Raw genomic sequence first — 12,423 nt, 5'->3', positions numbered from 1 at the left:
GCGGGAGCCGTCGGCGTTATCAAGCGTTCTCAGGCGCGGGCGACCACACGGCCGTAGTGGATGTACTTCGCCAGACCCGCCGCGTCGCGTCCGATGAAGGCGAAGACGAGGTGGATGCCGTGGCTCGGCTCCAGCGAGATCAGCGAATCGCCTTCGAAGTGCACGAGCCGGCTGCGCTCGGGCTTTCCGCCGATCTCGGCGATGACGTCCTTGGGCACCCGGTCGAGCCAGATCGCGCCGTCGGCGTCCTGACCGACGGTGATGTCGTAGATCGTGTCCGCGTAGCGGCCCAAGTAGGGCGCCGGGTCGATCGGCTCCGGATCGGCCGGCGGCACCGGACGGCCCGGCAGCGTGATGCCGGTGAGCTCGCCGAGCAGGTACGCGAGCACGTCGTTGAAGACGCCGAAGAAGTCACCGCCGTTGGTCAGCAGCGCGATCGCGACACCGTGCTCAGGCACGAACCGCAGAAAGGCCGCCTGGCCGATGGTCCCGCCGTCGTGGCCGATGACGGTGTGGCCGTCGAGCTCGTCCATCTCCCAGCCCAGGCCCCACGAGCCGCCCATGCCGCTGAGCCGGGGCAGCTTCACCTGCGGCTGCCGCATCGCGGTCACGGTCTCCGGCCTGAGCACGACCGAGCCGTCGGGCGCCGTGCCGTCCGCCAGGTGCATGGCGACGAAGCCGAGCAGGTCGCGAGCCGTCATGGCGAGCATCGAGCCGGCGGGGGCGTTGGACCTCGCGAGCGCCCAGGTCGGCGCGGCCACCGGCGCGCCGTCCTCGCCCGGCACGTGGCCGACGGCGGCCCGGTGCAGGATCGCCTCGTAGGGGCTCGGAGAGACGTGGGTGAGACCGAGCGGAGTTGCCAGGCGCTCGACCAGAACCGCGTCGAAGGGCTTGCCGCGCAGCACCTCGACCAGGCGGCCGAGCACCACGAAGCCGGTGTTGTTGTAGGAGAAGACCTCGCCCGGCTCGAAGAGCTGCGGGATGTCGTGGATCGAGGCGAGGTACCTCTCGATGGCGTCGTCGCCGCGGCCGGTGTCGGTGAAGATGTCGCCCTCGAAGCCGGCGACGTGGCACAGCAGCTGGCGGGTGGTGATCGCCGCGGCCGCGGCCTCGTCGCCGACGGTGAACTCCGGCAGGTAGGCGCGCAGCGGCGCGTCGAGGTCGACCAGCCCGTCGTCCACCAGCTGCATGACCAGGGCGCTGGTCCACAGCTTGGTGATCGACCCGATCTGGAAGACCGAGTCGGTGGTCGCCTCGACACCGGTGGTCACGCTGAGGACCCCGCCGGCGGCGGCGAGCACCCGGCCCTGGGTGAGAACGGCGACCGAGGCGCCTGGTACCCCTCGCTCGCCGACGATCCGGGCGAAGTGCTCGTCGAGCCAACTCTGGACGCTCTCCGGCGACATCATGCAGCTGAGGCTAGGGGGCAAAGCTGTCGCCGTACTCGTTCGATCGGACAACCCCTCGCTGCCGAGGTTGTCCGATCGGACAACCTCGTTATTTCCAGACCTGGGCGGCCACCCGCCGGAAGTTTCCGCCCAGGATGCCTCGCACGGTCTCCTCCGGGTAGCCGCGCTTGACGAGCTCGTGCTCGATCAGCAGCGTGACCTCCGGCTCGACGAACTCGATCACGCCCCAGCGGGTGTACTCCTCCGGGAAGAGATCGGGGTTGGCCTCCAGGTCCGCCTGCACGTCGTCGGCGTCGAAGGAGAAGTCGCTGCCGATGCCGACGTGCTCGGGCCCGACCAGTTCGACGGCGTAGTCGATGTGGGCGATGAAGGCGTCGAGGGTCGCGGTGTTGGGACCCAGGAAGATGCCGACGCCGGGGATGCCGATGACGCCGCCGGTCGCGGCGCACTCGCGGGCCTGCTCGTCGGTGATGTTGCGGGCGTGGTCCCACAGCCCGCGCATCGCGGAATGGGAGTAGATCATCGGCTGCTCGGAGACCGCGGAGAGGTCGAGCCCGGTCCGGGTGCCGCAGTGCGAGCCGTCGACCAGCATGCCGACCTCGTTCATCCGCCTGACCAGGTCACGGCCGTACGCCGTCAGGCCGGTGTCGGTCTTGTCCAGGCAGCCGCCGCCGGCGGCGTTGCCGTTGTTGTAGCTGGGCAGCAGCGACTTCACACCGAGGTCGTAGAACGTCCGCACCATGTCCAGGTCTCCGGCGAGGGGGCCCGAGTCCTCCAGGTCGAACGCCACCACGATGCGGTCGCCGGAGACCGCGGCGTCGATCTCCCCGATGGTCGTCGCGATCTCCAGGGCGGGGTGGGCCTCGATCGAGCGGGTGAAGTGGTCGATGTACGACAGCGAATCCTCGCGGGAGTGCGGCGCGTAGCCGACGTTGACGCATACGTACGCACCCCCCGGACGGCGGTACCGCAGGATGTCGCTGACGTCGGCGTCGAGGGTGAGGGGCAGGCAGGCGTGCTGCTCCCAGAAGGCGCGGCGGGCTGGAGTCATGGCCACATCCTGTCCCAGCCCGCCCGGCGACGCCCCCGGCGGGCGCGATCCTGTCCCAGCCCGCCTGGCGATGCCCCCGGCGGGCGCGCGATCTCGTCCCAGACCGCCCGGCGAGGCCGCGCCCCGTCGATCCGGTCGTGATCACGCGCGCTTCCATGGGGCGCGGTAGCGTGGAGATCAGGTACGTCGAGCGGCGATGGCGCTCACGGTCCTGATATGTCGGGCGCGACGTCGGAGGTGATCACGGTGCATCCGGTCCCATGACGGCCCCATCCCGGGGCGTCACGGAGCCGAAAGGTGACCGTATGAGCAAGACCGACAAGACCCGGCCCTGGTGGGTGCGGATCGCCGACGCGCCGATGGTGACCTGTCGTGCCGTTCATGATCATCGGTTCGGGCCGTGCACGCTGCCCGACGAGATCACCGCCGGCAGCGTGGACCTGGACCACCGTACGGGCGGCTGTCACTGGCGCGCCGCCTTCTTCTTCTGGGTCTGCTATGGCGGCTACGACGGTAGCCGGGAGTGGGCCTACTTCCGCCGGCAGGAGCGCCGCCGCGACCGCCGCCAGGCCCGCCGCGAACTGCGCGCCTACCGCGGCGAAGACTGACCGAGCCCGCGCGGGCGATCGAAGGTCCGGGACCGGGGAACCCAGATCCCGGACCATCGACGCGGAAGCCTCGGCCCGCAGTGGTCGCACATCCCCGCGCGACCGCACGACGCCGCGATCGCCACCCGCTACGAAGTGCCGTCCCCTCCGGCGTTTCCGGCCTAGCGACGGCCCCATCGGGCCAGAGCCCGAACGACACTGGGGATGTCCTCCTGGCGGGCACGCACGAGCGCGACGAGCCCGAGCACAAGCCAGGGGAGAACCGTGATCACGGCAGCGAGAACAAAGGGCACGACAGATCACCTCTCGAAACCGGTGCTGTCGCTAGAGCCTGCAATGCATCGCGCACGAGACCGCGCGCCCACAAAACAGATCCCAGCGTCCAGATTGGTGAGTCGACGATCTCACATCTCACGTCACCGCTGTCAACCCGCGAACGATGAATCACAGGCTCACCATCGCGTGCATGATCGCCGTGGCGTCGGCCGGCGACGGGACCGGTCGCTCGTGGCCGGCGAGGACCGACCGACCGCCGCCCTCCCGTGGACCGCGCGGTCGCAGCGGGTCGGCGGTGCGCCGCGCCGGCCCGATCCGCCGGTCCTGCGCAGGGAGGCGTTCGTGCTCCGCCGGGTCCGGTCAGGGGGCGCGGGCCGCGATGCCGGTCCGACTACCCTCGTGGGCGTGGAACCGCTGCTCGACACGGTGCTCTCCGCGCACCGTGCGTACCTCCTCGGCTGGGACATCGGCATGCCGGGGAGTCCTGACCTGCTGACCTACCGGAGCGAGGTGCCGCACGCGCCCCTCAACGGCGTGCTGCGCGCGCGTGGACGCGCCCCGCGGGATGCTCTCGCCGAAGCCCGCGACCGCCTCGAGGGCGTCCCTCGGATCTGGTGGGCCGGGCCGGACAGCGACGAAGGCATGGGTGACGCCCTGGTGTCCCTCGGCGCGGTTGAGGTGGCCCGTATGCCGATCATGACGGTGACGATCGACCGGGCGGCCATCGCGCCCCCGCCGGCCGGGCTGCGCATCGCGGAGACCCACGACCTGCCGGAATTCGTGGCGGCCTACGCCAGGGTCTCGGGAATCCGCCCGGACGGCATCGCCGCCGCCGTGGACCGCGAGAAGGCGTTCTCCGGAGACGGCTCGGTGATCAGACTGGCCGGCCGCCTCGACGACGGCCGGATCGCCGGCACCGCCGTCGCCTGGCTGAGCCACGGTCTGCTCACCTTGTACTTCGTCGGCACCCAGCCCGAGCACCGCCGACGCGGCATCGGAACCGCCATGAGCGGAGCCGCGCTCGCCCTGGCGCGTGAGCGGGGCGTACGGACGGCCGCCCTCGTCTCGAGCGCCGCGGGAGAACCGATCTACCGCCACATGGGCTTCCGCACCTTGGACACCTTCCAACTCCTGTCTTTCTGACCTCGGGCTGAGCCGGCCGCCCGCGTCCATGGATGCGTCCTGATGGACGTTGGTGGCCGTGTGGGAAGGGTCTCGGCGGTCGTGGGGGAGGGAGCCGGCGACTCGCGATCCCGCGGAGCGTCTGGTGTTGGGCCGGGGCCGAGGGGGTGTCGCGGGCGGCTTGCTTCACCTAGCGTTCTGCTGCGGGTGCGAGGGTGATGCCGCGCGCGCGGCGCCGGAACGGCAAGGAGGGCGATCGGTGTGACCGGTTCCGGTACGGGCCTCGGCCTGGGGCGGACGCCCGCGTGGCGGTACGCCGTCGGGATGTTCGGCACCTCGATCCCGATCAGCATGATCAAGGGGTCGATGATCCTCTACTACGTCGACATCCTGGGGCTGGACGTCCGCGCCTACGGCGTGGTCATGGTGGTCTACGCGGTCATCGACGCCTTCGACAACCCGCTGCTCGGGCACCTGTCGGACCGTACGCGAAGCCGGTTCGGCCGGCGCCGGCCGTGGTTGCTCGTCGGCGCGCCGATGCTCGCGGCGTGCATGATCGCGTTCTTCTCCGCGCCGGCCTCTCTGCGAGGGGCCGGTCTCGTGCTCTGGTTCGCGGTGTTCGCGATCTTGTGTGAGGCCTTCGACTCGATGCTCAACGCGAACTACGGCGCGCTGCTGCCCGAGTTGTACCCCCAGGAGCGCGATCGCGCCGTCGCCAACTCCCTGCGCCAGGGTTTCCAGCTCCTGGCTCTGGTGATCTCGCTCGCGGTCACCCCGGTGCTCACCACGCAGGTGTTCGGCACCGAGGACTCCACCGAGGGGTTCCAGACCACGGCGGTCATCTACGGCGTGGTGGCGCTCGCCGTGATCGTGTTCATGGCGCTCGGCGCGCGGGAGAATCCGCGCTACTCCACGCGCGAGCGGCCGCTGCTGCTGCGGAGCCTGTGGTCGATCGTGCGCGACCCGATGTTCTGGACGGTCGGGCTCACCGGCGCCTGCTACGGGATCGCCATGGCCCTGGTCCTGTCGGGCGTCCAGTTGTACGTGCGGTACTCACTCGGGCTCCCGGTCGGCTACGCCCTGTTCCTCCAGGGGGCCGTCATCCTGGTCTCGGCGGGGGGCCTCGCGGTGTGGACGCGCGTCGTGGCACGCCGCGGCGCCCTGTGGACCTGGCGGCTCGCCTTCGCCGTCCTCGCCGCCGGCTTCGCGGCGCTGTTCTTCGCCACCGGCCTGCTCACGGCGATCGCCGCGGGCGTGCTCGTCGGGGCCGGGTGGTCGGGGATGCTCGCCACCAACGACCTCATCGTCGCGCGCGTGCTGGACGCCGACGCCGGACGCAACGGGCAGCATCGCGAGGGGCTGTTCCTGTCCGCGTTCGGCTTCTTCACCCGGCTCAACGGGATCGTGACCGGACTGGCGCTCACGTCGCTGGGAGTGTTCTTCGGCTACAACTCCGGCGATGATCCCGGCACCAGCACCGGGATGGCGTTCCGGGTGTACCTGTGCGTGTACCCGTTCGCGCTGACCGCGGCTGGCGCGGTCGCGGCGCGGTTCATCTCGGTGCCGATCGAGCCGCCGCCCACGGCGGCCGCCGGTCCGGTGGACGAGTCCGCCGCGGAGGGGACCCGATGACCCGCCGCGTCGTGATCACGGCGGACGACCTCGGCCGTGAGCCCGGGACCACGGAGGTCATCGCCGCGCTGCTGGCCGATGGGCATGTCAGCGCGACGACGCTCATCTGCTGCTCGCCCGCCGCCGAACGGGCGGCGAGCGAGACCCGCCGGCTCGGCGTCGTGCCGCGGGTGCACGTGACGCTCACCAGCGAGCGGGGGGTCCCGCGCTGGCGGCCGCTCGCCGGCGCGGCGAGCCTGGCCGACGCGGACGGGACGCTGAGTGACGACCCGTTCGTGCTCGGGGCCCGCGGCGAGGCCGGCGACGTCATCGCGGAGGCGGACGCGCAACTGCGGTGGATGCGCGAGCGGGGCCTGCCGCCCGAAGGGGCCGACTCCCACGCGGGCACCCTCTACGGCCTGCACGGCCGATCGTGGCTGGCCGAGACGCTGGAGTGGTGCGCGCGCCACGGCCTGGCCTTCCGGCTGCCCCGCGACCCGGAGCCGTACGTCGGCGGGCCGCTCCCGCCGCCGCTCGCGGCCGAGCACGAGCGCGCCGTCGCCCTGGCCGACGCGCTGGGCGTGTCCATCCCGCAGACGATCGCGACCAACCGGCGCACGGCACACGAACTCGGTTCCTACGAGCGGCTCCGGGACGACTACCTCCGCCGGCTCGCGGCCCTCCCCGAGGGCACGAGCGAGTTGTTCCTGCATCCGTCCCGGCAGGACGCGGTCGCGGGACCGGACGGCATCGTGCGGGCCTGGGAGGCACGGCTGCTGCGCGACCCGATGTGGCACGACGCCATCGACGGCGAGGGCGTCGAGATCGCCGGAGACTGGTGGACCTGATCCCAAGCGCAGGCCCGCTTCACGATGGGTGAAGCTCGGCCCGGGGCGCGCTCCGGGCCGGAGATCGCGGCGCGAGCCGTCACCGGCCGCCGGCGGCACCCGCAGCGGATGCCGCCGGCGGAGAACCGGCACTTCGGTCCGATGCCGTCAGGCCCGGGCCCACTTCTGGTTGTTCTGGCCGGTGCACGACCAGATCTGGACCTTGGTGCCGTTGGCGGTGCCGGAGCCGGAGACGTCCAGGCACTTGTTGGCGCCGACGGCGGTGATGGTGCCGTCGGAGTTGAGGCGCCACTTCTGGTTGTTCTGCCCGTTGCAGTCCCAGATGATCACACTGGTCCCGTCGGCGGTGCCCGCGCCGTTGACGTCCAGGCACTTGTTGCCGTAGACCCGCAGCTCACCGGCGCTCGTGGAGCTCCACTGCTGGTTGGCCTGGCCGTTGCAGTCCCAGAGGATGACACCGGCGCCGTTCGTGGTGGAGGCGCCGTTGACGTCCAGGCACCGGCCCGACGCCGCACCCTTGAGCGCGCCCGTCGCCGGCGGGTTGCCCGTGGGGGTGACCGTGGGGGTCGGCGTCGGCGTCGGCGTGGGGTTGGTGCCGCTTCCGAACTGGGTGAAGAAGTTCCACACCACCGGCCTGGTCCAGGAGTTCTCGCCGGGCTCGAGGTCGCCGGACTTGCCGTCCACGGGGTTGGGGGTGTGACCGGCGTCGAACGCCGCCCACGCGACCGGATACCCGGCCCGGCACCCCGAGTAGTACGTGACGATGTGCGTCAGGCTGCCCTGCGCCGGCTCGGGCGGGTTCTGCGCCGTGCAGCCGTTGTTCCTGACGAACCTGTCGCGCAGCGACCGGCCGTTGGAGATGTTGAGCACCGGGTCCCGCAGGCCGTGCAGCCCGATGTAGGCGATGGGCTCGGTGCCGCCGCTGCACCCGCTGAGCTGGCCGCCGGAGTACACCGCCACCGCGCGGAAGACCGTCGCCCGGTTGCAGGCGAGCGAGTAGCTCATGCCGCCGCCGTAGCTGAAGCCCATGGCGAAGCGCTGGGAGGTGTCGACGCACAGGTCCGACTCGATGCGCCGGATCATGTCGTCGACGAAGGTGGTGTCCTCGCCGCCGGAATTGGCCCAGCCATTGTTGATGCCCTGGGGCGCGACGAAGATGGCGGTGTTGTTCGACAACGCCCTGGTCCCGTAGTACGACCAGGGATAGCCGCTGGTTCCGCCCGAGTCGACGTCATTGGCGGTTCCGCCGTTCCAGTGGAACCCGAAGACCAGCCGGTAGGGATTGTTGTTGTTGTAGTTGTCGGGAATCCGCAGGATGAAGCTGCGGTTCTTCCCGCTGGAGCTGATCGACTGGCTGCCGCTTCTCAGCGTCGGAGCCTTGCCGCATCCCGCGGTGGCGGCGAGAACGCTCTGTCCTGTGGCCGGTGTGGAGGCGCTGTCACCCAGCGCCATCTGCGCCGACGTGGTCAGGACGAGCAGTGCCGCGGCCGCGAAGGCGGTGAGGAGTGACCGTTTCCTCGACATCACGCGAATTCCTTTGCCGTTGTCATGATGGCACACGGAACAGGGGAAGTGATTTCCTCCACCTTTCCGGTGGTGGTGGCGCCGGCCGATCGGAGTTCGTCTCCGACCCGGTGAATATCGAACCGACGTGGCGCGCCGTGTCCTGCCGGCCGAAAATCGACCGGCCCGGCGACGCATAAGATTTCTCACCAGGTTCTGAGGTGTCCTGCTCGCCAACGCCGCGCGATCGCGTCTCCCTTCTTTCCGGTGGCCGGAGGCGACGGTGCAGCGGAGCAAATATGACCGTGACGACGCCTGTCAAGGACGGGCCCCTCCGGCGTCACGGGCCCTCGCGGGGGGATGACCCGCCGCTCGCGCACGTGGCCAGGGCGAGCGACCCCGGCCACCCCCGGCGCGTCGGCATGAAACTTTCAGCGTCCGGCGTCGAATCGGTTCGCCGTCGACCGTCCGCGCCGACAACGCCGTGCGCGCCAGGACACTTCTCCTCCCGGTCTCAGGAAAGAATTCCGGGAGATCGGTTTATGAGTATGAAACATTCGGCCTTCATCGCGCGGAGACGGCAACGTCGTCGGCGAGACAGGACGGAAATTTCCGCTGATCAGCGGAGTGGTGCCGCCCACAATGGCCGGTGGCCGAAGTGAACGTGTGGAAATAAGCGTTCTTAAGGTCTTGACGAGTCTCGCCGTGCGGACCGTAATTGGTGCCCAAGCACGGAGAGGAGCGCCCGTGACCGGGTTCCCAGGTCGTGTCGTCTCGCGCCGGCGCCGCGACACCGCGAGCAGAGCGACAGGATGGTGGCGGCTTCTCGTCGCGGTCGCGATGGCGCTCGGCACGGCCGTGGTCCTGCCGGGGCCCGCGGACGCCGCGACGATCGACACCACGGCGTACTACCAGGTGGTGTCGCGGTCCAGCGGCAAGGCGCTCGCGGTACAGGACGGCTCGACCGCCGACCAGGCCCAGATCGTGCAGTACACCACAGGGACCGCGACCAGCCAGCAGTGGCAGTTCGTCGACTCCGGCGGCGGCTACTACCGGCTGCGAGCCCGTCACAGCGGCAAGGTCGTCGACGTCGCGGCCCGCTCGACCGCCGACGGGGCGAAGGTCGTGCAGTACACCGACAACAACGGCGCCAACCAGCAGTTCAAGCCGGTCGACACCGATTCCGGCTACCTCAAGCTCGTCAACCGCAACAGCGGCAAGGTGCTGGACGTCTACGGCCGGTCCACCGCCGAGGGCGCGGTGATCTCCCAGTACACCGACAACAACGGCGCCAACCAGCAGTGGCGCCTGGTGCGCGTCGACGCCGCCCCCGCGCACAACCCCGCGCTGCCCGGCTACAACGCCGACCCGCAGGTGCGCTACCTCGCCGGCCAGTACTGGATCTACCCCACGAGCGACGGCTACGCCGACTGGGGCTCCACGAAGTTCATGGCGTACTCCTCTCCCGACCTGGTGAACTGGACCGACCACGGCGTGGTGCTGGACCTGGCGAATGTGAGCTGGTGCCACGCCAGGGCGTGGGCGCCCACCATCGCCTACCGCGACGGCACGTACTGGCTGTACTTCAGCGCCTGTCAGCAGATCGGCGTGGCCAGGTCCACGAGCCCGTCGGGGCCGTTCACCGACGCGCTCGGCCGCCCGCTGGTCAGCACCGGTCAGTACGGCGAGCAGGAGATCGACCCGGACGTCTTCATCGACGACGACGGGACCGCTTACCTGTACTTCGGCTCGGGCAACGCCGAGGTGGCCAAGCTGAGCGCGAGCATGACGGCGTTCGCGACCGCTCCCGCGCGGATCACGCCGGCGAGCTTCCGCGAGGCGTCCAACGTGTTCAAGCGCAACGGCACCTACTACCTCATGTACTCGGAGAACGACACCCGCAGCGAGGACTACCGCGTCGACTACGCCACCTCGGCGTCCCCGCTAGGGCCCTTCACCAAGGCGGCCGGCAGCCCCGTGCTGTCCAAGGACACCGGCGCGGGCATCCTCGGCACAGGCCACAGTTCGGTGGTCAAGGTCCCCGGTCGTGACGAGTGGTACATCGCCTACCACCGCTTCCGCATCCCCGGCGGCGACGGCACCCACCGGGAGGTGTGCATCGACGCGATGACCTTCGCCTCCGACGGCTCCATCAACAAGATCCGCCCCACCCTCACCGGGATCGCCCCGGTCACTCCGTGAGTTTCCGTCATCCGTCGTGCGGAGAGGCCGTCAGGACGGCTGGACGGTGTCCGTCTGAGCCTCAGGGCCGCTGATCGTCCAGCCGGGCGCGTGGGACACCAGGTGCAGGTCGTCATCGCTGATCGCCTGCCCGCAGGTGCGGCACACCATGGCCGGCCGGGCGCGGTGCCCGTGGTGCTCCAGAGCCATGGGCGGGTCATCGGCCGCCCGGCGGTCACCCCAGGTCATGAGGCCGACGAGCACGGGGAGAAGCTCTCTGCCCGCCTCGGTGAGGTGGTACTCGAACCGGGTGGCCTGGTACTCCCGCTTCTCGAGGATGCCGTCGGCGACCAGCGACTTGAGCCGGACGGCCAGCCGGTCACGTGGCGCCCCGGTGTTGCGGGCGATCTGGCTGAACCGCCGGTTCCCGAAAAGGATCTCTCGCATGGCCGGTAACGACCAGCGGTCGCCGGCCACCTGAAGCGTGGCCGCCATCGAACAGGGTCTTCCTGGCACCACCGGGGACTCGGCCATGATCAAGGCTACCAAGCCACGGTTTGCTATTCAAACCGTGGAGCGATAGCGTGACGCCACGGTCTGGAAATCAAACCGTTCGGACCGTGATCACCGCTCGCGCATCGTCGCGGCGATGCCCCACCTGTCCATGGTCGCCGGGCCCGGAGACGTCACCGACCTGATCGCGGACGCCCCCCGCCACGGCTGACAGGCGGCGACACATCGGTGCGACCAATGAGGAGGAAGTGGAATGCCGGAGAAGACGATCCTGGTGACCGGGGCGGGAAACGCCGGATCGGTGGGGAGGAAGGTCGTCGAGCGCCTGCGAGGCCGCGGACTGCCGACCCGTGCGCTGGTCAGGCAGGACGACGAACGCGCCGAGACCCTCCGCGCGACAGGAGCCGAAGTGGTCGTCGGCGACCTCACCCGGCCGGCGGACGTCGCCCGTGCCCTTGAGGGGTGCCACCGGCTCTACTTCGGGATGAGCGTGTCGAGCTCCTACCTGGAAGCGACGACGGCGGTCGCCGCCGCCGCACGCGAGCACGGGGCCCTGGAGGCCTTCGTCAACATCTCGCAGATGACCGTCTCGCAGATGACGATCACGAGTGGTTCTGAGTCACGCCAGCAGCGACTCCACCTGCTGAGCGAGCTGATCCTCTCGTGGTCGGGCCTACCCGTCGTCCAGGTCAGGCCCACCATCTTCATGGAGAATCCGCTGTTCCGGTTCGCGGTCCACTCCGCGGCGGACGGGATCGCCATCCGGTTGCCGTTCGGCTCCGGGCGCACATCGCCGGTCGCCACGGACGACGTCGCCGACGTGGTGTCCGCCGTTCTCGCCGAGCCCGGCCCTCACCTGGGCCGGGTGTACGAACTCACCGGACCGGTCTCCAGGACCATGGACGGTGTCGCGGAGGAGTTCGCCAAGGTGGTGGGCCGGCCCGTCACCTACGTCGACACGCCTTTCGGCGAGTGGGCCGAAGGTCTGGCGGCGGCGAGGCTTCCGGAACATCTCTTCGAGCACATCGCGACCATGACGAGGCTGCATCGCGAGAACCGCTACGACCGGGTCTCCACCGATATCGAGACCATCCTCGGCAGGCCACCTCTTGACGTCCGGGACTTCGCCGAGAACAACCGCACGATGTTCCAGTAGTTCGTCTCCGCCGCTCCGGCGCCGGCCGTCCCTCGGAGATCCTCCCGGCCCCCGGCGCCGGCCGGCGTCACTCAACGTCGTCGCAGTCGGATCCTCGCGTTTTCGTCGGTTCCCAAGCCATGCCGCGCATGGTGTTCGTCCAGTT

At 70.1% G+C, this 12,423-nt stretch carries 10 protein-coding genes; 6 read left to right on the top strand and 4 right to left on the bottom strand.

The window, feature by feature from the left end:
• Positions 1 to 29: 29 nt before the first annotated feature.
• Complete coding sequence (locus ABZU32_RS29915; RefSeq protein ID WP_354927244.1) at positions 30 to 1,409, bottom strand: serine hydrolase domain-containing protein; 1,380 nt, start codon at positions 1,407 to 1,409, stop codon at positions 30 to 32.
• A gap of 88 nt (positions 1,410 to 1,497) precedes the next feature.
• A complete protein-coding gene (locus ABZU32_RS29910; protein ID WP_354927242.1) occupies positions 1,498 to 2,460 on the bottom strand; it encodes a membrane dipeptidase in 963 nt (320 codons plus the stop codon).
• Positions 2,461 to 2,765: 305 nt separating this feature from the next.
• Here ABZU32_RS29910 and ABZU32_RS29905 point away from each other — a divergent pair, with 305 nt between their 5' ends.
• The 4 genes from ABZU32_RS29905 (at position 2,766) to ABZU32_RS29890 (ending at position 6,925) form a co-directional block, all read left to right on the top strand.
• Complete coding sequence (locus tag ABZU32_RS29905) at positions 2,766 to 3,068, top strand: hypothetical protein (RefSeq protein ID WP_354927240.1); 303 nt, start codon at positions 2,766 to 2,768, stop codon at positions 3,066 to 3,068.
• A gap of 681 nt (positions 3,069 to 3,749) precedes the next feature.
• Positions 3,750 to 4,487, top strand: a complete 738-nt coding sequence (locus ABZU32_RS29900) for a GNAT family N-acetyltransferase (protein ID WP_354927238.1) — start codon at positions 3,750 to 3,752, stop codon at positions 4,485 to 4,487.
• A gap of 240 nt (positions 4,488 to 4,727) precedes the next feature.
• Positions 4,728 to 6,098, top strand: a complete 1,371-nt coding sequence (locus ABZU32_RS29895) for an MFS transporter (protein WP_354852505.1) — start codon at positions 4,728 to 4,730, stop codon at positions 6,096 to 6,098.
• A complete protein-coding gene (locus ABZU32_RS29890) occupies positions 6,095 to 6,925 on the top strand; it encodes a ChbG/HpnK family deacetylase (protein WP_354927236.1) in 831 nt (276 codons plus the stop codon). The genes ABZU32_RS29895 and ABZU32_RS29890 overlap by 4 nt, the downstream gene beginning before the upstream one ends.
• 147 nt (positions 6,926 to 7,072) lie before the next feature.
• Here ABZU32_RS29890 and ABZU32_RS29885 read toward each other — a convergent pair whose 3' ends face one another.
• Complete coding sequence (locus tag ABZU32_RS29885; RefSeq protein WP_354927234.1) at positions 7,073 to 8,449, bottom strand: lectin; 1,377 nt, start codon at positions 8,447 to 8,449, stop codon at positions 7,073 to 7,075.
• Positions 8,450 to 9,175: 726 nt separating this feature from the next.
• On the opposite strand from ABZU32_RS29885, the gene ABZU32_RS29880 reads away from it, so the two are divergent.
• On the top strand, positions 9,176 to 10,630 hold the full coding sequence (locus ABZU32_RS29880) for a family 43 glycosylhydrolase (RefSeq protein ID WP_354927232.1): 1,455 nt from the start codon (positions 9,176 to 9,178) through the stop codon (positions 10,628 to 10,630).
• A 30-nt stretch (positions 10,631 to 10,660) separates the two neighbouring features.
• On the opposite strand, the gene ABZU32_RS29875 is transcribed toward ABZU32_RS29880, so the two are convergent.
• Positions 10,661 to 11,104, bottom strand: a complete 444-nt coding sequence (locus ABZU32_RS29875; RefSeq protein ID WP_354927230.1) for a helix-turn-helix domain-containing protein — start codon at positions 11,102 to 11,104, stop codon at positions 10,661 to 10,663.
• A gap of 271 nt (positions 11,105 to 11,375) precedes the next feature.
• On the opposite strand from ABZU32_RS29875, the gene ABZU32_RS29870 reads away from it, so the two are divergent.
• A complete protein-coding gene (locus tag ABZU32_RS29870; RefSeq protein ID WP_354927228.1) occupies positions 11,376 to 12,278 on the top strand; it encodes an NAD(P)H-binding protein in 903 nt (300 codons plus the stop codon).
• Positions 12,279 to 12,423 lie beyond the last annotated feature (145 nt).

Origin of the sequence: Sphaerisporangium sp. NPDC005288 (assembly GCF_040607475.1) — a bacterium.
Lineage (GTDB): Bacteria > Actinomycetota > Actinomycetes > Streptosporangiales > Streptosporangiaceae > Sphaerisporangium > Sphaerisporangium rhizosphaerae.
This window is presented reverse-complemented; position numbering and strand designations above follow the sequence as displayed.

What these genes read in the sequence shown, in the direction of transcription:
- ABZU32_RS29875 (WP_354927230.1), bottom strand. Translation starts at nt 11,104, where the DNA reads ATGGCGGCCACGCTTCAGGTGGCCGGCGACCGCTGGTCGTTACCGGCC.
- ABZU32_RS29910 (WP_354927242.1), bottom strand. Translation starts at nt 2,460, where the DNA reads ATGACTCCAGCCCGCCGCGCCTTCTGGGAGCAGCACGCCTGCCTGCCC.
- ABZU32_RS29890 (WP_354927236.1), top strand. Translation starts at nt 6,095, where the DNA reads ATGACCCGCCGCGTCGTGATCACGGCGGACGACCTCGGCCGTGAGCCC.
- ABZU32_RS29885 (WP_354927234.1), bottom strand. Translation starts at nt 8,449, where the DNA reads ATGTCGAGGAAACGGTCACTCCTCACCGCCTTCGCGGCCGCGGCACTG.
- ABZU32_RS29915 (WP_354927244.1), bottom strand. Translation starts at nt 1,409, where the DNA reads ATGATGTCGCCGGAGAGCGTCCAGAGTTGGCTCGACGAGCACTTCGCC.
- ABZU32_RS29870 (WP_354927228.1), top strand. Translation starts at nt 11,376, where the DNA reads ATGCCGGAGAAGACGATCCTGGTGACCGGGGCGGGAAACGCCGGATCG.
- ABZU32_RS29905 (WP_354927240.1), top strand. Translation starts at nt 2,766, where the DNA reads ATGAGCAAGACCGACAAGACCCGGCCCTGGTGGGTGCGGATCGCCGAC.